20 protein-coding genes are annotated in these 21232 nt (G+C 51.1%); 13 read left to right on the top strand and 7 right to left on the bottom strand.

Going from position 1 to position 21232, the window contains the following annotated elements; translation table 11 throughout:
- The first annotated feature begins 107 nt into the window (after window positions 1-107).
- The 7 genes from E3E33_RS02105 to E3E33_RS02075 all read left to right on the top strand — a co-directional run bounded on the left by E3E33_RS02105 (window position 108) and on the right by E3E33_RS02075 (window position 9176).
- A complete protein-coding gene (locus E3E33_RS02105) occupies window positions 108-1130 on the top strand; it encodes a CGP-CTERM sorting domain-containing protein (protein WP_240911998.1) in 1023 nt (340 codons plus the stop codon).
- A gap of 92 nt (window positions 1131-1222) precedes the next feature.
- Window positions 1223-2674, top strand: coding sequence for an ABC transporter substrate-binding protein (locus tag E3E33_RS02100; protein ID WP_012571943.1), 1452 nt, complete (start codon window positions 1223-1225; stop codon window positions 2672-2674).
- Between the two features lie 147 nt (window positions 2675-2821).
- Entirely contained in the window at window positions 2822-4666 is a 1845-nt protein-coding gene (locus tag E3E33_RS02095) for an iron ABC transporter permease (RefSeq protein WP_012571944.1), read from the top strand.
- A 10-nt stretch (window positions 4667-4676) separates the two neighbouring features.
- Window positions 4677-5741 (top strand): ABC transporter ATP-binding protein, encoded by a 1065-nt coding sequence (locus tag E3E33_RS02090; protein ID WP_012571945.1) that lies wholly within the window; start codon window positions 4677-4679, stop codon window positions 5739-5741.
- Between the two features lie 34 nt (window positions 5742-5775).
- A complete protein-coding gene (locus E3E33_RS02085) occupies window positions 5776-6375 on the top strand; it encodes a DUF447 domain-containing protein (protein WP_167711620.1) in 600 nt (199 codons plus the stop codon).
- 68 nt (window positions 6376-6443) lie between these two features.
- Window positions 6444-8462, top strand: coding sequence for a metallophosphoesterase (locus E3E33_RS02080; RefSeq protein ID WP_167711594.1), 2019 nt, complete (start codon window positions 6444-6446; stop codon window positions 8460-8462).
- Between the two features lie 90 nt (window positions 8463-8552).
- Entirely contained in the window at window positions 8553-9176 is a 624-nt protein-coding gene (locus tag E3E33_RS02075; RefSeq protein WP_012571948.1) for a hypothetical protein, read from the top strand.
- On the opposite strand, the gene E3E33_RS02070 is transcribed toward E3E33_RS02075, so the two are convergent.
- Window positions 9177-11315 carry a restriction endonuclease gene (locus tag E3E33_RS02070; RefSeq protein WP_167711595.1) on the bottom strand — a complete coding sequence of 713 codons (2139 nt, stop codon included), beginning with the start codon at window positions 11313-11315 and terminating at the stop codon, window positions 9177-9179.
- A 143-nt stretch (window positions 11316-11458) separates the two neighbouring features.
- On the opposite strand from E3E33_RS02070, the gene E3E33_RS02065 reads away from it, so the two are divergent.
- Entirely contained in the window at window positions 11459-12703 is a 1245-nt protein-coding gene (locus E3E33_RS02065) for a phosphoglycerate kinase (RefSeq protein WP_167711596.1), read from the top strand.
- Here E3E33_RS02065 and E3E33_RS10910 read toward each other — a convergent pair.
- From E3E33_RS10910 to E3E33_RS02045, 4 genes are all read right to left on the bottom strand, one after another.
- Window positions 12697-12870 carry a hypothetical protein gene (locus E3E33_RS10910; protein WP_240911997.1) on the bottom strand — a complete coding sequence of 58 codons (174 nt, stop codon included), beginning with the start codon at window positions 12868-12870 and terminating at the stop codon, window positions 12697-12699. The two genes, E3E33_RS02065 and E3E33_RS10910, sit on opposite strands and share 7 nt — an antisense overlap.
- A gap of 147 nt (window positions 12871-13017) precedes the next feature.
- Window positions 13018-13782, bottom strand: coding sequence for an ABC transporter permease (locus E3E33_RS02055; protein WP_167711597.1), 765 nt, complete (start codon window positions 13780-13782; stop codon window positions 13018-13020).
- Window positions 13783-13786: 4 nt separating this feature from the next.
- Window positions 13787-14773 (bottom strand): ATP-binding cassette domain-containing protein, encoded by a 987-nt coding sequence (locus E3E33_RS02050; RefSeq protein ID WP_167711598.1) that lies wholly within the window; start codon window positions 14771-14773, stop codon window positions 13787-13789.
- 1 nt (window position 14774) lies between these two features.
- The gene (locus E3E33_RS02045; RefSeq protein ID WP_167711621.1) at window positions 14775-15224 is read right to left on the bottom strand and encodes a PadR family transcriptional regulator; all 450 of its coding nucleotides are present in this window, start codon (window positions 15222-15224) and stop codon (window positions 14775-14777) included.
- A gap of 96 nt (window positions 15225-15320) precedes the next feature.
- Between E3E33_RS02045 and E3E33_RS02040 the strand changes: the two genes are divergently transcribed.
- Window positions 15321-15752, top strand: a complete 432-nt coding sequence (locus E3E33_RS02040; RefSeq protein ID WP_012571955.1) for an ATPase — start codon at window positions 15321-15323, stop codon at window positions 15750-15752.
- Window positions 15718-16449, top strand: a complete 732-nt coding sequence (gene nth / locus E3E33_RS02035; protein ID WP_167711599.1) for an endonuclease III — start codon at window positions 15718-15720, stop codon at window positions 16447-16449. Before E3E33_RS02040 ends, nth begins: the two co-directional genes overlap by 35 nt.
- Here the strand turns inward: nth and E3E33_RS02030 are convergent, their stop codons facing one another.
- Window positions 16450-17028 (bottom strand): potassium channel family protein, encoded by a 579-nt coding sequence (locus E3E33_RS02030; protein WP_167711600.1) that lies wholly within the window; start codon window positions 17026-17028, stop codon window positions 16450-16452.
- Window positions 17021-17629, bottom strand: coding sequence for a potassium channel family protein (locus E3E33_RS02025; protein WP_012571958.1), 609 nt, complete (start codon window positions 17627-17629; stop codon window positions 17021-17023). The genes E3E33_RS02030 and E3E33_RS02025 overlap by 8 nt, the downstream gene beginning before the upstream one ends.
- 107 nt (window positions 17630-17736) lie before the next feature.
- On the opposite strand from E3E33_RS02025, the gene E3E33_RS02020 reads away from it, so the two are divergent.
- From E3E33_RS02020 to E3E33_RS02010, 3 genes are all read left to right on the top strand, one after another.
- The gene (locus E3E33_RS02020; protein WP_238516368.1) at window positions 17737-18918 is read left to right on the top strand and encodes a magnesium transporter; all 1182 of its coding nucleotides are present in this window, start codon (window positions 17737-17739) and stop codon (window positions 18916-18918) included.
- Entirely contained in the window at window positions 18911-19687 is a 777-nt protein-coding gene (locus E3E33_RS02015; protein ID WP_342764303.1) for a sugar phosphate isomerase/epimerase family protein, read from the top strand. Before E3E33_RS02020 ends, E3E33_RS02015 begins: the two co-directional genes overlap by 8 nt.
- 103 nt (window positions 19688-19790) lie before the next feature.
- The gene (locus E3E33_RS02010; RefSeq protein ID WP_012571961.1) at window positions 19791-21209 is read left to right on the top strand and encodes an acetate--CoA ligase family protein; all 1419 of its coding nucleotides are present in this window, start codon (window positions 19791-19793) and stop codon (window positions 21207-21209) included.
- The last annotated feature ends 23 nt before the right edge of the window (window positions 21210-21232 follow it).

The raw sequence follows: 21232 nt of genomic DNA, 5'->3' as shown, positions 1-21232 counted from the left end.
ATTCATAAGATTTATAACTCTCCACGCTGTATACACGACGGTGATACCATGAAGAAGGCTGCAATAATAATGGCGGTGTTTGTTTTCTTTGGTGTTTTGGATTTGCCATGGCCAGCGCCACAACCATTGGCATCGACCTCTCCCACGGTGAAAGCGACAAGGGCCTCGCTGTTCTGACCGACAAGGACGGCAACGTCCTCGCAGAGGGAATGATCAAGACCATCAGCGACGTTAACTGGGTCTATATTGGTGACCCGGCCCTTGCAGACACCCTCGGAATTCAGAACATCGGCGACAAGATAACCTACGACGCCCTCAAGGACGTCGACTTCCTCATTCTCGGACAGCCGAGCCAGGCCTTCAGCCCGGACGAGATACAGGCCATCGTCCAGTGGTGGAACGACGGCAACAGGATTCTCTGGGTGGCTGCGGACTCTGACTACGGTGACGGTCCGAACAGGATTGACTTCGCCGATACGGTTCTCGATGCAATCGGTGCCAACCTCAGAGTTGACCAGGCTTCAGTTGAGGACGCTACCAGCAACGCTGGAGCTGGCTACCGTGTCATTGGTCTTGTTAACCCCGATCCGGACACCCCTGAGAAGGACATGATAACCAAGGATCTCGCCAACGGTGGAAAGGTTCTCTTCCACGGACCGGGTGTTGTTGCCTACGTTGATGAGAGCGGCAACTGGAAGCCGCTTCCAGTCGGCGGTGGAATCGAGAACATCTACGTTATAGTCACCAGCAGCGATGACGGCCAGATTGTTGAGAACACCGACCCAGCAGCCAACGCCTACACCGCCGGTGACACCGGCAAGTTCCCACTCATGGCGGTTCAGCTCTTCCCCGACAAGAAGAACGTCCTCATAGTCAGCGGCGAGACCCCCTACGGTGGCTATGAGCCAATGTGGGCTCCCGAGTACAAGGGCATACAGCTTGACGGGCCGCAGTTCGTCACTAACTTTATTAAGTGGGCCATCTATGTCCAGCAGGAGCTCGGCAAAGAAACCGCAACCGAGACTGGTGAAACCAGCACCGAGGGCGGAGAGACTGGCAGCACCTGTGGTCCAGCTGCCCTGGTCGGCCTCGCCCTTATACCGCTTGTCCTCTACAAGAGGAGGAAGTGAATTTTTCTCCCCTTTCCTTTGTCTTTTGAACCATTAATTTTTTATTGACTTTGAGCAACTTCAACCGATTGAGCATGAACAGGTGATAAACCATGAGGAAGTGGGCATCAATCGGCCTTATTTTACTCCTCGCCCTTAGTGTCGTCGCGAGCGGTTGTATTAGCGGAGAAAATTCCACCGGAACCAACGGCGAGGGAATAACCTTGGTCATTGTAACGAGACACGACGCGACAATCCAGTACATGGTAAAGCAGGTCTTTCTCCAGAGTGATATAGCCAAACAGTACAACATCGTTGATCTCAAGTTCATCAAGGTTCCGGAAAGCCTTTGGCCAAGCTATATCGAGAAAGGTGCCGATGTCGGCTGGGGCGGAGGTCCAACGCTCTTTGACGACCTCTACAAAGCCAACTACCTTGCACCCATAACTGACGAGAAGATCCTTAACCTTCTTGGAAACCCAATTCCAACTGAACTGGCAGGAATGCCAATGATCAGGAAGGACGATAACGGTAATGTCTACTGGATAGCCGCGGCACTCTCGTCCTTTGGTTTCACTGTCAACAAGAAGCAACTTGAGAAGTGGAACCTCAAACTGCCCGAGAAATGGGAGGACATAGCGAGCGAGGATTGGGCCCTTAACCCACCACAGTACGGTATAGCTGACCCAACGAGGAGCACCTCGAACACGAGGATATACCAGATCATCCTCCAAGCCTTCGGCTGGGAAGAGGGCTGGCGTATCATGACCCTTATAGCGGCCAACTCTAAGGTTTACATGGCCAGTGACGCCGTCAGAGACGCGGTCATCAACGGTGAGATAGCGGCCGGAAACACCATTGACTTCTACGGTTACACCGCCATGCAGCAGAACCCAGACTGTGTTTATGTCGTTCCGAAGGGAGAGAGCATTATCAACGGTGACCCAATAGCCCTCCTCAAGAACGCCCAGCACCCTGAGGCAGCTCAAGCCTTTATATACTGGGTTCTCACTGAGGGCCAAGCAGTCTGGATGAGCCCAGATGTCAACAGGCTTCCAATTAACCCACAGATCTTTGATATGGAGATAACCGACATTTACGCCAAGGTTATATTCAAAGGAGAGAACGCAGGCAAGACCTACGGTGAAGCTAGACCAGCCCTCAAGAAGGCCTACGACGATGCTGTCAACGCTCAGGGAATACCATTCGACGACAAGAGGGCTCTCGAAACCATAAGCGCCCTCCAGTACTACTTCAAGGCCACCCTTGTTGACCCCAATCAGCAACTACATAATGCATGGATTGCCATAGTCACCGCGTACAAGGAAGGCAAAATAACCGAAGAGCAGTTCAAGCAACTCAAGGACGAACTCACTGCTCCAATACAGTTCAAAGATCCGGAGACTGGCAAGGTGGTCACCTTTACCGAAGAGTATGCTAAGAGCATAAATGACAAGATTGTTAAGGACAGGAACTTCCAGGACCAGCTCGTGCAGGAGTGGCGCCAGGCAGCCATGGCCAAGTACAACAAGGTGCTCGAAGACCTGCAGAAGATTACTGGCTGATTTTAACATTTTTCTGGAAAATTCTCCTTTTTCTCTTGTCAATTTTCAATGTATCTAGTCAACAGGTTTTTGGAAATGTTTAAATAGAACCCACAAAGACATCTCAGAAGCTATGGGAGTAGAAACAGAACGGGAGGTCGATAACCAATGAAAGTTAGCAAATGGAGCGAGAGACTCTTTGGGACTCCAATATTTGATCCAGTTGTTACTGCGTCTTTCCTATTTCCACTCCTGTATTTGGTAGCGTTTCTCATAATACCAGTGCTGGCAATGTTGGCAGTGGCCTTTCAGTATAACGGGCAGTTCTCACTGCACTGGTTTACAAGTATACTAACTTCAGACTACTACATTAGCTTCCGCCCGGAGGGAGAATTCTACAAGCTTATAACCATGCCAAACGGCGAGCAGGTCTACTACATTCAAGGCTGGGACTTTGGTGTCATACTGAACTCAATACTAGTTTCAATAAGCGTCATGATTCTTACGACGATTCTAGGAACGGTCTTCGCTTTCGTCATGGCCCGTTATGACTTCCCTGGCAAGAACATTGTTAGAATCCTGCTCTTCGTTCCGCTGCTCGTCACACCCTTCGTCAACGTCTTCATCGTCAAGAAGATGTTTCTTCCCACTGGACTCATCAACTGGATCTTTTACGACATCCTCCACATATTCCCGCATCCAATATGGATTGACGGTCTCGTCGGCGTTATTGTTGCACAGACCTTAACTTACTATCCAATAGTATACCTCAACGCCTATGCAAGCTTTATCAACATCGATCCAACACTTGAAGAGCAGGCAGAGAACTTGGGAAGCGGAGGAGTCCACCTGTTCAGGACGGTTACCTTCCCGTTGGCCCTGCCAGGAATAGCAGCGGGAGCAACCCTCGTTGGAATATTCAGCCTAGAAGATCTGGCGGCACCGATTGTCTTCCAGGGCAATGGTCTCGCGAGAAAACTCATGTCTTTCCAAATCTACAGTGCCTTTACAAGCGGATTCAACGTTGGTAGCCCGCAGCTCGCCGCACTGGCTCTCATGATGCTTCTTATTGCCGTCCTAATGTTCTTAGGAATAAGGAAGTACGTCAGCATGCGTCAGTACGCGATGCTCAGCAAAGGTGGAAGATGGAAGCCACGAGTCGCCAAGCCCAAGTCCTGGCAGGCGTTCCTGATATACTTCGTTGTCCTTCCAATACTCTTCCTATCAATCTTCCCACAGATTGGTGTGGTCCTCCTGGCTTTCAGTGAACAGTGGGGAGACGCCACTTGGCCAAGTGGATTCACTCTCAAGCATATACAAAGCATACTTACCCAGCCTGACATCGAGAGAGTCATCATAAACAGCGTGATGTATTCAACCGCTGCAATAGTTGTCATCATCCTGCTCTCGCTCACTGCCTCCTACGCTTCCAGTAGGTTCAAGAAGAGCAAGCTCGGACCGGTTCTCGACAGCCTCGCCACGATTCCGATAGCAGTTCCAGGTATCGTCATAGCCATGAGCTATTTCTTCTTCTTCGCCAAAGTGTTCCCAGATACGCCGCTCGACCCCACCAACCTGCTCGGATTCAACCCAGCAATGGTGCTTATACTGGCCTACTCCATCAGGCGTCTGCCCTTCGCTGCACGTTCCATATCGGCAGGAATTCAGCAGGTGCACGTCTCACTTGAGGAAGCAGCATTGAACCTTGGCGCCAGCAGATGGAAAGCACTTACTGGTATACTTATACCCCTGATACTCCTCAATCTGCTTGGTGGAGCTATGCTCAGCTTCGTCTACTGTATGAGCGAGACCAGTGTCGGCATTACCCTCGGTTCCATTAACCCGGACTACTATCCAATAACGGCAAGAATGGTCGAGCTCATAACTGGTTCCGTAGGTGGAGCTCATCTCACCGCGGCTCTTGGTGTCTTTCTTATGACTGTTCAGATAATAGCTATAGTCTTGGCCAACCTGATAACCAAGCAGAGGTACTCATTCATCGGTCTAACATGAGGTGGTTGAAATGGTTGATGTCAAGCTAGAAAACATTGTTAAGACCTTCGGAGAAACTGTGGCTCTCAAGGGAATAGACCTACACATCAAGGCGGGAGAGCTCTTTACCCTACTCGGACCGAGTGGCTGTGGAAAATCCACGACACTGAGAATAATAGCCGGCTTGGACTTCCCGGACAGCGGAACGATACACTTCGGCGACGAAGAGGTCACCTACCTCCCATCAAGCAAACGCGGTGCGGTCTTAGTCTTCCAGAACTACGCCCTCTGGCCACATATGACCGTCTTTGACAACGTTGCCTATGGACTGAAGCTCAAGAAGCTTCCCAAAGAAGAGATACGGAAGAAGGTTAGGTGGGCTCTCGAACTCGTTAAGCTCAGTGGCTTCGAGGATCGCTATCCCACCCAGCTCTCAGGTGGTCAGCAACAGCGTGTCGCCATAGCAAGGGCTCTCGTTGTCGAGCCCAAGGTTCTCCTCCTTGACGAGCCGCTGAGCAACCTCGACGCCAAGCTTAGGCTTGAAATGCGTTCGGAAATAAGACGCATACAGCGCGAGCTGGGAATAACTGTAATCTACGTCACCCACGACCAGGAGGAGGCAATGGCAATAAGCGACAGGATTGCCGTCATGAACGTCGGAACCGTTGAACAGGTCGGGACGCCAAAGGAGATATACGAGAGCCCCAAGACGGAGTTCGTCGCCAGCTTCATGGGCAAGACCAACGTCATTCCCGCCAAAGTCGTCGAGAGGAACGGAGACAGGGTCACCGTCGAGTTCGAGGGTATAAGGCTCGATGGCCTTTACTACACTGAGAAAAGCGACGACGTCGTTATAGTCATAAGGCCTGAGAGGATAAAGCTCAAGCCCGTCGAAAACGCGGTTTCATTCACAGGAACAGTGGACCTCATCGAGTACTACGGCTTCTTCGTCGAAGTCGTCGGCCTCTTCGGGGAGACAAGGATTATCTCAAGAACCATCAGCGACAAGGAAGTTGCTCATCTCAGACCGCTCCAGGAGGTTACATTCTACGTTGACAGGGACGATATAATAGTCCTTCCAAAGCAGCAGCTTTAAATTCTTTTTTCTCCATTTCTCTTTGGTGGCCGGGATGCTCGAACTCTTTAACGAGGAGCAGGTTTACGAAGTCCTCTTGGTTACGCGCTCAAATGCCACCCCAGTAGGCGTAGTCAGAAAAGGGAAGACCCTTAACTTCAAGCTCTTTGGCGGAAGGAGTTCCGAGGAACTGAAAGCCCACCCATACGCATCAATTCAGATAACGAATGACGTCGAGCTCTTGGTTAAGCTCGGACTGAACATTCCCGTGGAAGTCGAGTTTGTGGAGAAAAAGCCCCATCGCTGGATTAAAGGTCTTCCCGGTTTCTATGGAAAAGTTGAGTTAAGAGAAGACACTCACGAAGACGAGCTCGGAAAGATATCTGTTCTCAAGTGCTCTCTTAGACCGAATGGCGTTATAGAGAGCCCACTTCCTCCGCGGCCTATAAGCCGTGCCGATTACCTCCTCCTCGAAATGGCTGTTGATCTCACAAGGCTCTTCGTTGCCACAAGGGGCCTGAAAGTTGAAGCCGCAAGAAGACTCTACGAGAGGATATGGTTGAACTACCATATGTACAAACATCTCGGCGGAAATTCCGAGATTGCCGAGAAAATGATTGGGTGGGCAATCTCATCACTCAGATGGAACCCCTAAACTCCAAAACGCGACTTAGAAAGGGAAAACTTATAATTAAATTTTTCCATGAATGTTTTGGTGATACCATGCTGGGCAGAAGAATAATAGCCCTGTTGATGGCTCTTTTCACCTTAGCAGCCATTCCAACTACGAATGTTTGGGCAGCAACAACCACCAGCTTGGCCCCAGGAGACGTTCTTATAAAGCCCCTCCCCGGAGTTCCAGCCATTGGCCTCCCGGGAGACACCATTGAAATCTATCCTGTCGAAGGGGTTACAATCCAGAGCCTCCAGATAATCTCAATTCTACACGGACCTTACGACCTGCAGATACTGGGCACAGAGAATGGAATAGTCAAGGCTAAAATACCAGAGGACGCCGCTCCGGACGTCTACTTCCTTGTTGTCAAGAGCGACAAAGGTGAGGTGGCCATACCAAACGGAGTATGGGTCATGAAGGAGGCCCCTACAGTTCTCAGAATAGTCCACGGAAGTGACCTGCACGTCACGAGTGGTTCAAAGATGGGTTTTGTCTGCGGTGACTACTTCCAGAAGAGCATAACCGGAATACTTGAGTACTGCAAGAACCCCGTGGCACTTCACAGCTACACCGCCACCGACAGCTTCATGACCTACTATGGGATGGTTGGGCAGGACGGAGAGAACGTCATAAACATAATCCTCGCCACAGGTGACGACGTAGATACTAACGGTGACAGGGCAGGATACGAACTCCTTGACAACGCAATCCTCCACGCTACCGCTGCCGGGACACCCTTTATAAGCGTAAAGGGCAACCACGACCATCCGCCGACCTATTATACTAAGTATATTGGCCCACGATACTTCTATGAGGTCATTGGAGACTTCCTCATCATAGGTCTTGACAGCCGTGGTGAGGAGAGGCACCCCGAAATGGAGCAGCTTCAGTGGATGGAACAGGTTCTCAAGGATCACCCGGACAAGATACCGATAGTCCTCGTCCACCACCCGTTCTGGTACATAAGCAGACTGAACGGAGGAGTCGTTGAGAACCTCACGGCCTTTGATGACAATGACTGGCAACAGATAAAGAAGCTCGCCAGCTGGGACTGGGTCGGAAGGAACGGCGAGTACGAGGACATTGCCAGGTACTTCCTCCAGATGGTTGAGAAATACAACGTCAGGCTCGTTCTCAGTGGACACATACACAAAGACAAACCGGTCCTCTACATCGACAAGGACGGTAACGAGCACTGGTTCTACGCCCTTACCACCACCGGTGCCCCAGACAAGACCAGCAACCCGCCGAGCCAGACTGACATAAACAGAGGATACACCAAGCCTTCATGGTATGGTTCACAGGTAATCTATGTCTACTCAGACGGAAAGGTTGAGTTCCCGCTTGTGGACGACCTATTCGCCGAGGACAAGATCATCTCTCTCCCAATTCCGCAGAAGTTCATCGTCTTCAGGCAGAATGGCGAGGAGGGGACCGCCGTCAAGTTCATCAACGAGCTCGGCCAGAGCGTCAGCGGACCGATAGTCCTTGAGATTCCCGCCGGTGCCAAGGTCGACCCGCAGGCCACCAACATAACCTACACCGTACTCGGCGAGAGAGAAATAGGCGGAGCCTACTACATGCTCCTCAACGTTACCGTCCCGGAGGGAGTCAGCCAGATAACGGTCGTCAAGGAAGCCGACACTAAAGCTCCCGAGGTGAGCATAGGCTACCTCTCACCAAGCAAGCCCAAGCCCGGACAGGCATTCAAGGTCTACATCAGTGCCAACGACAACGTCGGAATTAAGGATATGAAGGTGCAGGTTATCGTCGATGGAAAGGTAGTCGCAGAGTATCCAGCGTTCTCAATGAAGCCATTCGAGGTTAAGGCAACCTACTTCACCGAAATTCCGGGTGTCGACTCAGAAAGCTTCACAATCAAGGTTATAGCCACAGACTTCTACGGCAACACCGGGGAGGCAGAGTACACCCACTCAGCAGCCACTACCACGGCAACCACAACGACCACAAGCAGCACCGAGGGCGGAGAGACGGGTAGCACCTGCGGTCCGGCTGTTCTCGTCGGGCTTGCACTAGTCCCGCTCCTCCTCAGGAGGAGGAAGTGAGTTTCCTTCTTTTCCCTTTACATTACCGAACGTTATTCTGCGGGCTACTCCCAAAGGGAAGAGTTTTTAAACCATCCTCTGAACCCCACCATGGTGGTGAAAGTGAAGTTTAAGGGCAAAGCCTTTGGTAACATCGTGAGAATTGAATTTGAAATTCTCACCATCGGCGAGCTTAAAATAGACGATCTGCGAGACTTTGATGTCGATTCAATTAAGATAGAGCTCAAACCGACGTCATCAGGTATAAAGGTCATAGGCATATGGGAAGGTACCGTTGATGAAGCCGGAGAGGGGATAAAGAAGGCTCTCGAGGAGAGCTACAAGCTCCGGGAGAGAATTCTCAACAGGATAAAAAGCAAAACTGAAGCCATAAGGAGCACTATGCGCCAGCTCGGTTTCAAGGAAGAAGTGGAGGGATACGGCAGCGTCATCAAATTCATAAAGAAGGTCGGTTCCTACGAGATAGTCGTCGTTGCTTCGACCACTGACGACATGGTTCGCGTTGAAGTCTACGGGAACGACAAGAAGATAATAAGTCCCGAGATAGAGAGCATCTTCGAGGACGTTGAGGTCGAGGAGCTCGAGATATACGACTTCGAGGACACCAAGGAAGAGAGGCTCGTCATAAACCTGGAGATACCCAAGAACGAGGAGAAGCCAGAAAGGAAAATAGTGGAAGCCATTAGAATGATAGAGAACATGTTGATGGCCTGATCACTTGTACCTGCTCTCCAGCTGAATCTGCTTTAGCTTCGCTGTTATCCCCTTTATTGGAGCAGTATCCTCGCTGATTATCTTTCCTGTCTTGGTGTTGATCCTTGCGTAGTAGAATCTGTCTTTCCCTGAGAGCTTGATGTTGATGTAGCCCTTATCCTTGTGGTGGGTCACCCTCTCGGTCTTTGGCTCTTTTTCACCGTAAACTTTTCTGACGTGGTTGTGATACATTGCCTCTATTGCCATCTCCGTGAAGCGGACGTCCTGGCTGAGGACCTCCCCAGTAGCCCTGTGGAGCACGAGCTTTCCTACCTTCGTCCCACCAGTGAACTCAACCTCCCAGTGCTCACGGAGTTTGATACCCTTAATGGCAGCCTCGGGGTCTACCTCCCTGACCTTCTCCCCTGCTATATTTTCGGCAAGCTCCCTTTTGAGCACCCTGTCTATCTCTTCGATGAGTTTTCCGTCCTTACTGACCCGTATTTTTAACTCGTGTCTGCCGTTCTCAGCGGTTATGGTGTATTCAGCTTCTGCCTCTTCAACGGCTGTTATCCCGAACTCCCGGTACTTCTCTGCCACTATTTCCTTTGCCCGCTCCGGCGTTATTTCGACGATGTAGTCGAGAACATCACCCGTTGCACCGTCAACTTTAACGACGGCCTTCCCATCGCCGCTTTCAAGGATCAGCTCAAGGTACTTGTGTTCCAGCACCCGGTAGGAGTTAAGTTCGAGGTCCCCTATGGGGAAGTTGTTCTCTATGACCTCCCTAGCATTCTTGTAGGCTTCCTCTGGTGAAGGCAGCCTTCTTACTTCAGTGTAGCTCCCTCTCGTAAGGTCAACCTCAACGACGGCTATGCCGTCTCCAAGGAGGATGTCAGCTACGGCAACCTTCTTGCCCTTCTCCAGGTTCAGAACCTCCCCGTCGGGATATGTCCTTCTCAGAAGTTCATCGAGAGCCTCGTCGTTCATCAAAACCCCCACACCAAGCGGCTTCCCTGTGTAGCCGTTGAACGAGACTTCGAATGAAAACCTCTCGGTCCGTCCGGTGATCTTTACCTTTCCTTTGTCCCTCTTCAGGTCAATCTCGACGGTCTTTTCTCCGGTCTGTTCACTGATTATTCCCCTCGCCTTTTCAAGGAAGTATTCATCGGAGAGCGGAGTTATGTGAAACTCGATCTCATTGTTCTCTAGGTTTACCACGGCCTTCGCGGCGTTTTCACCGACTTTAAGTTCGAGTTCTGCCATTTTGGGTATGTAGACCTTCTTCCTCTCGTGGATTGCTATCTTCCCTTCTGGGACGTCCAGCTCCCGCGAGGCCCTTGATTTGAGTACGAGCACTGCCTCGCTGGGGCTTATGGGAACCTCTATTTCTCTCTCGGTAGCCCGTATTATGGAGCGGTCGTCGAGAAGTGCCTTGGTTACTGGAACGCGGAGCTTCTTGTGTGAGGTTGCCCTCAGGACAATGTTCTCCGGCGAGAAGACAACGGCCTTATCCTTCTCCCCTCCCTCCTCAACGGACCAGGAGAATATATATGCACTCGAGAGGATAACCGAAAGGGACTGGAGCTCAATCTCACCGGCCTTTATCGGATACATGGAAGAGGCAAAGGAGACTACCCTCTTCATGAGTCCCTCTGCGGAGAAGTCATAGAGCAGCGGAGCGTCGAGCTCAAACTCCTTGAGAGGGCTCTCTTTTTTCTGCTTCCTCTTTTGGGCCGCGGCCATCTCAACGAGCTCGGCCGGAGGTTCTATGGAGTAGTTGTGGAAAAGGGAAACAAGTTTCTCCCCGTCCCAGGGGATTATCCTTCCCCGGTACTCCCGGGATATGAGAACCTTGGCGTCCTTCGTGAAGCCTGTCGTCGAGATTAAGATTCCTTTGTCGGCCTTGTACTTGTCAACTAGATCTGCAAAAACGTTAACGTCGCGGGAAGCGGCCAATCCCTTACGATGGACGGCTATGACGAGCTTCTCGGTTCCAGAGATGGGATCATCACGTATGGCCACGATGTCGATTCCCCAGTCTTTCCTGCTTGCGACCTTTTCGTAGTTCCTGAAGCCCATTCTCTTCAGTAGCTCAATGACGTTCTCGATAAGAGTTTCTTCCGGTGTGAGCCTTATTAGATCAAGGGTCCACGCCATCATTCTCACCCATAAGCGAAAATCTGTCACTAAAATCATTTGAGGGTCATTTTATAAATTTCTTTCCCAGGAATTCGTCATCACTGTAGGTGTTCAAAATAAGGTTTTTAACGAGATAACTTTAACATCTTCGCGGTGATGGAATGTTCAGACTCACAGACTTCACCTATCACGGCAAAACCGTCTTTCTGAGGGCTGACCTCAACTCACCGGTTAAAGATGGAAGGATAATCAGCGACGCTCGCTTCCGGGCTGTTTTGCCGACGATCCAGCACCTTCTGGACGAAGGTGCGAAACTCGTCATCGGAACCCATCAGAGCAAGCCATACAAAGGTGACTATATCACCACGGAGCAGCACGCCGAAATCCTGAGCAATCTTCTCGGCCAGGAGGTTGAGTACGTCGAGGACATCTTTGGAAAGTATGCGAGAGAGAGAATAAAGACGCTAAAGCCGGGTGAAGCGGTAATCCTCGAAAACCTGCGTTTTGCCGCTGAGGATGTCAAATACAAGCCCCTAGAGGAATGTGAGAGGACGCACTTCGTGAGAAAGCTTGCTCCGCTCTTAGATTACGTAGTTAACGATGCTTTCGCAGCCGCTCACAGAAGTCAGCCATCCCTCGTAGGATTAGCCCGATTGAAGCCGATGATAATGGGCTTTCTTATGGAGAAGGAAGTTGAAGCCCTCAGTAGGGCATATGAAACAAACGAAAAGCCGAGAATTTATGTCCTTGGTGGAGCCAAAGTTGACGACTCCCTCCGCGTGGCCGAGAACGTCCTCAGAAATGGAAGGGCAGACCTAATCCTCACGGGTGGATTGGTTGGCCACGTCTTTACGCTCGCCAAGGGCTTCCACCTTGGCGATGCCAACCTCGAGTTCATGGCTAAGAAGGGTCTTCTGGAGCTAGTCGACTGGGCAGAGAATATACTCGATGAGTTCTATCCATACGTGAGGACTCCAGTAGATTTTGCGGTCGATTACAAGGGCGAGCGGGTTGAGGTTGACCTCCTCAGCGATGAGAAGTGGCTCTTCGACGAGTATCCTATACTCGACATTGGCTCGAGAACTATCGAGAAGTACCGTGATGTCCTCATGAACGCGAGAGTCATTGTAGCAAACGGACCGATGGGCGTCTTTGAGCGGGAGGAGTTCGCCGTTGGAACCGTCGGCGTGTTCAGGACGATAGGCGAGAGTCCAGCCTTCAGCGTCGTCGGGGGAGGGCATTCGATAGCGAGCATCTACCAGTACGGCATAACCGGCATAAGCCACGTTTCAACGGGCGGCGGCGCGATGCTGAGCTTCTTCGCCGGCGAGAAGCTTCCGGTTCTGGAGGCGTTCAGGATAAGCCACGAGAGGTTTAAGGACAAAATAGAAAGAGGATCTCAGTAGTTCATCAGCACTCCGAAGATAATGGCCACCCACCAGACCTCGAAGAAGGCGAAGCCCACTGTTGCCGTGCCTGTGGCAAGCCATGCCACGAAGATGGCGTAATCCATAAGCGTCACAGCGACGTGAAGCTTCAGGAACGTCCTGTTCACTTTCCTATCCGACTTCATCCACCGGTAGGAAGAGGGAGCCAGTCAAAAAAATGCTCCAATCAGGGCAAAGAGAGGCTGGCTGAAAAAGACTGTGGGAATAAAAATCAGGCCCGCAAGGGCCACGCAGAGCATGGTAAACTGCTGATTCTTCATACATCCGTCACCTCAGTCTATCGTCGCCTTCCTGAACTCGAGCGCCGCTATTGCTACGAAGAGCGCGGCCAGACCAGCGAGCACGAGCCAGTCCGTCGCCAGCGAGAATGTCGGCTCGACTCCGGCCAGATAATACCTCGAGCCGTCCACGGCGTAGGTCAGCGGGTTGACCTTTGAGAGCCACTGCATCCATTCAGGCATAGTGCTTATCGGATAGAACGCTCCGCTTAGGAAGGTCATCGGAAGCATTATCATGGTCACTATCATCTGGAAGCCTTCCATGCTGGTCATTTTGAGCGCTATTGCAACTCCCATTGCCGCTATCGCTATGCCGACGAGGAAGCTGAGTCCAAGGGCTGGAAGCACTCCCGAAACTTTGAGGTCCGCCAAGGTGAAACTGAGTGCGAGTATTATGACACCCTGTATCATGGCCATTATCGCACCGCCGGTGATCCTGCCGAGTATTGCCTCAGTCCTGCTCGCTGGAGCCACGAGTATCTCCTTGAGAAAGCCGAACTGCTTGTCCCAGATGAGGGTTATGCCCTGCATAAAGCTCATGTTGAAGACCGTCATGGCAATGATTCCCGGCACGAGGTAGGTCATGTAGTCGACACCGCCGAATACCGGCGCGGCCATCGGATTGTTGAAGACACCGCTCCAGCCCTTGCCGAAGAATATCAGCCAGATTAGTGGGTTGATGAGACTACCTATAACCCTCGCGCGGGAGCGTAAAAACCTTTTCAGCTCGCGATAAATCATGGTGGTGAAAACCCTCATGCTATCACCTCCTCATACGGGCTTTCATTATCATCCTTGCAACGTTCTGCTCGCCACCTTCGTCACGTATCTCCCTTCCGGTCAGGTGCAAGAAGACGTCGTTCAGCGTTGGTCTATGATAGGTAACTTCCAGAATCTTAACGCCGCTCTCTCTGGCAAGTTCGAAGAGCCTCGGCAGTGCCTCAGAGGCGTTCTCAACGTCAAGCCTGACTCTTCCGTCTGGCAAAAGCTTGCAGCCCTTGATGAAGCCCGCCTTTATGCACTTGAGATTCTCTTTTGGACTCTCCAGTTTGAGGTAAATGATGTCGTTGCCTACGAGTTTCTTCAGTTCCTCTGCCGTGCCTTCGGCGATTATCTTGCCGTGATCCATAATGGCTATTCTATCTGCCAGCTGCTCCGCCTCGTCCATGTAGTGAGTTGTGAGGAATATCGTCATGTTGTGTTCCTCTTTCATAGCCTTGATGTACTCCCAGATGTGGGCCCTCGTCTGAGGGTCTAAGCCGATTGTCGGCTCATCGAGGAACAGTACCTCGGGCTCGTGGAGGAGCGAGCGCGCTATTTCAAGCCTCCTCTGCATTCCACCCGAGAAGAACTTAACCGGCCTGTCTTTGAAATCCCAGAGTTCAACAAACTTTAGGAGCGTCTCTATCTTCTCCTTGAGCTCGTTTCCACTCAGACCGTAAATCCTGCCGTGGATGAACATGTTTTCATAAGCGGTCAGCTCTCTGTCAAGGCTCGGGTCCTGGAAGACAATGCCTATCTTTTTGCGAACCTCTATAGATTCCTTCACGACATCGTGGCCGGCAACGATAGCATTTCCGGCCGTTGGCTTGAGGAGCGTCGTGAGGACGTGAACGGTAGTGGTTTTCCCGGCGCCGTTGGGGCCTAAGAAGGCAAATATCTCGCCCCGCTTCACGTTAAAAGATATACCTTTAACTGCCTCAAAATCACCGTACTTCTTGACAAGATTCTTAACCTCAATAGCATTCATTTCATTCACCCTCCAGAAGGATCCGTCTTATTCTACGCGCAAATTCCCGGAAGGTGCCTCTGAGCTCCTCCCTTTGCTCGTCCGTGAGATCTTCAATCGATCTGAATAGTTCCCTGAACGCCTCCTTGAGCTCGTCCCCACCGAGTTCAAGGAATGTTCTGTAGGCGTGCATCCTCTTCTTGACTTCTTCCAGCTCTTCTTCATGTTCTTCAAGATACCTTAGACCCTTTTCCGTCACGACGTAGTTTTTCTTCTCCCTATCCCCGGTTTCAGCGACCTCGATGAGGCCATTCTTTCTGAGGGAAGCAAGGATGGGGTAAACGGTCCCTGCGCTGAGTTTTATGCCGTATCGTTCCTCTAGTTCTGTCATTATGCCATAGCCGTGTTTTGGCTCCTTCAGCAGGTCAAGGATCAGTATCTTCATGTAGCCCCTGAAATTGGGTCTTTCCACATACATCACCAAACATATCGAACGATATATCGTTTAAAAAGATTCTGGTTCGGAATCCTTATTACTCGCGAGGTAAAAGCATCCAAGGGTGGGAATATGAGGCTTGTCCTGAAGCCCCTTTTTGAGGCAGAACTTCCGGCCGGTTTCGAGGAGATAGTGAGGGAAAAGCTAGCCGGGAAAGAGGTAAGAACCAACGAGGAAGTCGAGATAGACCTGCTCGGAAAGCCTCTTCGCTTCAAAGTTCTGCTCGCGGAGCCCTCACCGATGAAGGTCGCGAGGAGCACGAGGGTGGAGTTCTCGACTGGAGAAGTTAGGATCATCGACTTCGAATTCGACGACCCTATTAGAGATGTAATTTCTTTCGAGAAGGGCTTCGTCGTGGTGTTTCCTAATAAGGTTCTAATCCTGAACCATAATGGACAAAAGATTTATAGTGATGAGTTCGAGGAACTTAACAAAGTTAGCGTTTCCAAAGAAACGGTGGTGATAGTGCATGGCAAAAACAAACTCAGGTTCGTTAAGCCTTGATGGCTTCACCTTCCAGGAAAGCTTGGAGGAGAAGAAAAAGAGGGCGGAAAAAATAGTCGAAATCTTGATGAAGACTCATCCGAGGGAGAAGCTCCTCATCGGCGACCCCTACAGGACGTTAATCCACTGCATAATCTCCCAGCGCATGCGCGACGAGGTCACCTACAAGGTCTGGGAAAAACTGTTTGAGAAGTACGGGGACATCGAAACCATCGCGAGAACGCCGATAGAGGAAATGCAGGCCTTTTTGAAGGAAAACGGCGTCGGCCTCTGGAAAACAAAGGGCGAATGGATTGTTAAGGCCTCCCAGATAATCCTCAAGGAGTACGGCGGAAAGGTTCCGGACGATATTCACGAGCTTATGAAACTGCCCGGAATAGGCAGAAAGTGCGCCAACATTGTCTTGGCTTATGGCTTCGGGAGACAGGCGATACCGGTTGACACCCATGTAAACAGGATAAGCAAACGCCTGGGCCTTGCTCCGCCGCGCGTTGCTCCGGAGAAGGTGGAGGAGTACCTTAGCCAGCTAATCCCTTACGAGAAGTGGATCTACGTTAACCACGCGATGGTCGACCACGGAAAGACTATATGCCGACCGATTAAACCGAGATGCGATGAGTGCCCGCTGAGGGAGCTGTGTCCCTATTCAAAGGGGCTTGTGACGGACGGAGATATAAAGGGGAGCTCGAAGAAGTAGTCACTCCTCCTCTTCCACTTCCTCCCCAGCTAACTTCCTGAGCTTGTCCAAGTCCGAGCCAACGGCTATGAGCACGTCACCCTCCTTTATGACGTCATCTCTGCCAGGATTGTAGATGTAGCGAGTTCCGCGCTTTATGGCCAGAATCCTCGTTCCAATCTTGCTCGGGAGCTTAAGCTGTTTCAGGGTCTTGCCGTGCAGAATGGAGCCTTTCCTTACGGTAACCCTCCCCAGCTCTTCCTCGGTGTCCTCCATTATCTTCTTGATTATCGGGTGGGGCTCGACGTCTCTAAGAACAAGATCGGAGATCTTATAAGCGGCATCCGAAATCTGCTCATTTATCTCCGCCATGTCTATGACGCTGAGGAGCTTTAACGGGTCATCCTCATTCTTGGCCAGCATCAGGGCCAGCTTCTTGACTTTCAGGGTAAGCTCGTCCATGCGCTCCTCTAGGAGGTAGACCTCCTCCGCTATGTCCTCGCTGTTGTACATGACCGACGAGAAAGCGAGGTCAACCATGAGCGATGAGAGGTCTTTCATCTCTATAAGGCAGTTTCTAATCTCTTCGAGTTCATTCATTGCCCATCACCTTTATGTTGCCCCTCGCTATCTCCTTGAGGTACTCAATTGAGGTGTTAGTGCCTCTGCCTATGAGTATATCGCCAGGGAATATCTTGAAGTCCCCGTCTGGATCGAATATCCAGCGCTTTCCGCGTCTAACTGCTATTATCCACACACCAGTATTTGTTGAAAGGTCTAGCTCTTCTAAGGTCTTACCAACGAGAATGGAATCTGCCGAGACATAGATTTTACCTATTATTTCCTCGCTGCCTAAGATGGCCTCGGTGATAACTGGATGAAGCTCAACTCCCTCGAGAACCATCTTTGCCAAATCCGCCGCCGCGTTGGACATGTCATCGATAGCATGTGCCATGTGAAGTATTGACGTTATCTGCTCCGCCTCCCTCGGGTTTCTAGCGGCAAGAACAGCATGCACCATCAGGTGGTAGTTGAGTAAGTCAAGATACTCCTCAAGCTCGAGAACTTCATCGGCTATCTCTTCCTCCCCGAAGAGAACGGAGGAGTAGGCGAGATCAACCATCAGCTCGGCGGTGTTCTTCATCTCAACAAAGATGTCCTTAACGTTCTTGGGAACCTCGATTTCGTCCCACTCTTCCACCCGGCTCTCACCGATAGGGGAAATTGAAGGGAATTTTATTTAGTTTTCGGCCGCGAAAAGTTTAATACCACCAGAGGTCAACGTTTAGGGGGTGAGGGGCGTGGAGAGTGATACCAGTGATGGCTCAGGAGCTCGGGGAAAAGGTGAGGCAGGCTTACAGGGTCTCACTGCCCTCGTTAGTCGTCTCTCTGATAATTGGCTTCTTCGGAGGCACCTTCCTCGGTAAGTACTTGGAAAAAATTAGCCGCGATTATCCCGGTCTGCTCGTCATTCTGCCGGGTATGATGGGCCTCCGCGGCAACGTTTTTGGCTCGATGGCCTCGCGCTTCTCCACAATGCTTTACCTCGGTGACCTCGAGCCCTCGCTCAGGGAAAAGAAGGTTCTCAAGAACATTGTCATAGCGATGCTCCTCTCTCTAATCCCTGTAACGATTCTCTGGGCAATAGGTGTCATTCAGGGGATAAGGTACCACGCCCTCCAGATTCTCCTCATCGTTGTGAGCTCGACCATACTCGTCTCTCTCATCCTCGGCTACTTTACGGCTTTCGTCACCATATTTGCCTTCAGGAAGGAGGTTGACCCCGACAGCATGGCCGCCCCGCTCGTTGCCTCGATGGGTGACCTGCTCACCATTCCAGCATTGATAGCTTTTATACTCCTCCTTGAGACCTCGAAGGAGACCTTCTGGGGAAGCAATCTCGCCCTAATTTTGCTCTTCCTCTTCTTGCTGGCAATCTCCCGCGTGAGAAAGGCCGAGATAGTCGAATTCAAGGAGCTCTTCACGATAATAACAGCTTTAGCTCTGCTCTCACTCATCTCGGGCTTCACACTCCAAAGGTTCAGCGACCTGATAGGGGCCTCTATAATCCTCGGCTTTGCCTATCCTTCAATCCTCAGCTCCTTTGGAAACTACGGCTCAATAATAGCGGCGAAAACCTCAACCGCACTCCACCTTGGTGAGATTGACGGCTACCTCTCCAAGGAGCCATTCATGGAGATACTCGCACTCTTCCTCACAACGCCAATCGTTGGGGTCCTGATAAACGTCTTTGGTGCGGGAATAGCCCACTTCATCGCGGGAGCCGAGCCAAGAATAGTTTACGAACTGACCCTCAGCTATCCACTCATGGCACTTTTCATAATGCTCTACTCGTATACAATCTCCTACTTCCTCTTCCAGAAGAACATCGATCCAGACAACGTGGCGATACCTCTCATTTCGAACAACAGCGACATATTCGGCACGATATACGTCGTGATAATAGCAAAGCTTATGGTAGGTGGTTGAGTTGATTGGCCTATCCATGACGGCCTTTTCGGGAAAGAGCATAAAAGACTTCGAGGAATGGGCCGGGAAAACACAAAAGCTTGGCTTTGACTTCATAGAACTCCTGAGCGAGTGGCCGCACTATTTGACAAAAGCGAGCTACAGGGATTTCGCAGAGATCGTTGAGGGCTATGGGATGAAGATAACCGTCCACGCTCCCTTCAGCGACATCAACATCGGTGCGTTCAACGAAAAGATACGGAGAGCCGCACTGGAGGTTCTGCACGAGACAATAGAGGTCGCCGCTGAAATGAACGCCTTGGTGGTCACCATTCACCCTGGCCACCGTTCTCCACTCAGCATAAAGCACCAGGAGAAATACCTTGAGATACACAGGAAATCGCTCAGAAAGATTGCCGCATGGAGCGAAGAGTTCGGCATAAAGGTCGGCCTCGAGAACATGCCGAGCTTTCCCATTTTGGACGCCCAGAGCTGCGAAAGACTCGCAGAGCTGGTGGGGGACATTGATATTGGAGTTACTCTCGACGTCGGCCATCTAAACACTACGACAAGGAACTTTGACCGCTTCATCCAGCTTCTTGGAAACAGAATCATGCACCTCCACCTCCACGACAACCGCGGCGATAAGGACGAGCATCTCCCGTTAGGAGAGGGAACTGTTCCCTGGGCCCAGGTTATTCCCAAACTTCCAAAGGTGACATGGTCTCTTGAGGTGGGGGACATAGAATCGGCGAGAAAAAGCCTCGAATTTCTGAGAAGTCTGCATTGATGGACTTTTCAGTTCACTGGAGCCCAATTTTTACAAAACGCAACTCTTTTATACATTTGAAATGAAGTTTTTGCGAGAAGCAGTTTCTGGTGGAGGGATACCAATGGAAGCAAAGATAGTAGAGGAAATGAGACCCTTCTTCGACCCAAGGGCGGTCGCTATCATTGGCGCAACCAACAAGAAAGGTAAAGTTGGAAACGTCATCTTTGAGAACTTCAAAATGAACAAGGAGCGCGGTATCTTCAAAGGCAACATCTACCCGGTAAACCCAAAGCTCGATGAAATAGATGGTTACAAGGTCTACAAGAGCGTTGAGGAGCTCCCTGATGACACTGATTTAGCAGTCATCTCGATTCCTGCCCCGTTCGTTCCGGACACGATGAGACAGATAGCAAAGAAGGGCATAAAGGCAGTAATCATCATCACCGGTGGTTTCGGTGAGCTCGGCGAGGAAGGAAAGAAGCTCGAGCGCGAAATTCTTGAAATAGCCAGAGAGAACGGCATAAGGATCATCGGTCCGAACTGTGTTGGTGTTTACGTGCCGGATACCGGTGTTGACACGGTTTTCCTGCCTGAGAACAAAATGGACAGACCCAAGAGCGGACCAATTGCCTTCGTCAGCCAGAGCGGTGCTTTCGCGGCAGCCATGCTCGACTGGGCAGCCATGGCGGACATAGGCATAGGCAAGATGGTCAGCTACGGCAACAAGCTCGACGTCGACGATGCGGACCTCATGGATTACTTTATCCACGACGATAGCATAAACGTCGTCACCTTCTACATCGAGGGCGTGAAGGACGGAAGGAAGTTCATGGAAGCCGCCAGGAGGATAACCAAGGTCAAGCCGGTCATAGCCCTCAAAAGCGGAAGAACCGAGTACGGAGCCAAGGCAGCTTCATCTCACACCGGTTCCCTTGCTGGAGCGGACACTATCTACGACGCAGTCTTCAAGCAGACGGGTGTAATCCGCGCTGAGGACTTCGAGCACATGTTTGATCTTGCGAAAGCCTTCGCAGCTCTGAAGGACAAACTTCCGAAAGGCAACAGGATAGGAATCATCACTGATGGCGGTGGAGCCGGGGTAATGGCGAGCGATGCCGTTGCCAAGTTCGGCCTCAAGATGGCCGAGCTGAGCGAAGAAACACTCAAGTTCCTCAAAGAAAACTTCCCGCCGCACGCCGTTGCTGGCAACCCAACAGACGTTGTCGGCGACACCGACGCCGAGAGGTATAGAATCGCTATAGAGGGCTTCGTCAATGACCCGAACGTCGATGCTATACTCGTCATCGTGCTCTTCCAGGTGCCGCTCCTCGAGGAGGAGAAGATAATTGACATCCTTGCGGAGTACCAGAAGAAGAGCGACAAGCCCATCGTTGCCGTTGCCATGGGTGGTAAGAAGACCGATTACTACGCTAGAATCCTAGAGGAGAAGGGAGTCCCGGTCTATCCAACCCCTGAGAGAGGAGTAAGGGCCTTGGCAGGCCTTGTCAAATATGCTGAATATCTGAGGAGGGGTGACTGAGCCCCTCATTCACTTTCTCGGTG

This window comes from Thermococcus sp. GR5, from assembly GCF_012027535.1.
In the GTDB taxonomy this organism is placed as follows: Archaea; Methanobacteriota_B; Thermococci; order Thermococcales; family Thermococcaceae; genus Thermococcus; species Thermococcus onnurineus.
This window is presented reverse-complemented; position numbering and strand designations above follow the sequence as displayed.

Coding starts and splice junctions, on each gene's coding strand:
- E3E33_RS02055 (WP_167711597.1), bottom strand. CDS start 13,782: ATGAGGGTTTTCACCACCATGATTTATCGCGAGCTGAAAAGGTTTTTA.
- E3E33_RS02030 (WP_167711600.1), bottom strand. CDS start 17,028: ATGAATGAACTCGAAGAGATTAGAAACTGCCTTATAGAGATGAAAGAC.
- E3E33_RS02070 (WP_167711595.1), bottom strand. CDS start 11,315: ATGGCGTGGACCCTTGATCTAATAAGGCTCACACCGGAAGAAACTCTT.
- E3E33_RS02105 (WP_240911998.1), top strand. CDS start 108: ATGGCCAGCGCCACAACCATTGGCATCGACCTCTCCCACGGTGAAAGC.
- E3E33_RS02095 (WP_012571944.1), top strand. CDS start 2,822: ATGAAAGTTAGCAAATGGAGCGAGAGACTCTTTGGGACTCCAATATTT.
- E3E33_RS02010 (WP_012571961.1), top strand. CDS start 19,791: ATGGAAGCAAAGATAGTAGAGGAAATGAGACCCTTCTTCGACCCAAGG.
- E3E33_RS02090 (WP_012571945.1), top strand. CDS start 4,677: ATGGTTGATGTCAAGCTAGAAAACATTGTTAAGACCTTCGGAGAAACT.
- E3E33_RS02040 (WP_012571955.1), top strand. CDS start 15,321: ATGAGGCTTGTCCTGAAGCCCCTTTTTGAGGCAGAACTTCCGGCCGGT.
- E3E33_RS02100 (WP_012571943.1), top strand. CDS start 1,223: ATGAGGAAGTGGGCATCAATCGGCCTTATTTTACTCCTCGCCCTTAGT.
- E3E33_RS10910 (WP_240911997.1), bottom strand. CDS start 12,870: ATGAAGTCGGATAGGAAAGTGAACAGGACGTTCCTGAAGCTTCACGTC.
- E3E33_RS02050 (WP_167711598.1), bottom strand. CDS start 14,773: ATGAATGCTATTGAGGTTAAGAATCTTGTCAAGAAGTACGGTGATTTT.
- E3E33_RS02065 (WP_167711596.1), top strand. CDS start 11,459: ATGTTCAGACTCACAGACTTCACCTATCACGGCAAAACCGTCTTTCTG.
- nth (WP_167711599.1), top strand. CDS start 15,718: ATGGCAAAAACAAACTCAGGTTCGTTAAGCCTTGATGGCTTCACCTTC.
- E3E33_RS02080 (WP_167711594.1), top strand. CDS start 6,444: ATGCTGGGCAGAAGAATAATAGCCCTGTTGATGGCTCTTTTCACCTTA.
- E3E33_RS02075 (WP_012571948.1), top strand. CDS start 8,553: ATGGTGGTGAAAGTGAAGTTTAAGGGCAAAGCCTTTGGTAACATCGTG.
- E3E33_RS02085 (WP_167711620.1), top strand. CDS start 5,776: ATGCTCGAACTCTTTAACGAGGAGCAGGTTTACGAAGTCCTCTTGGTT.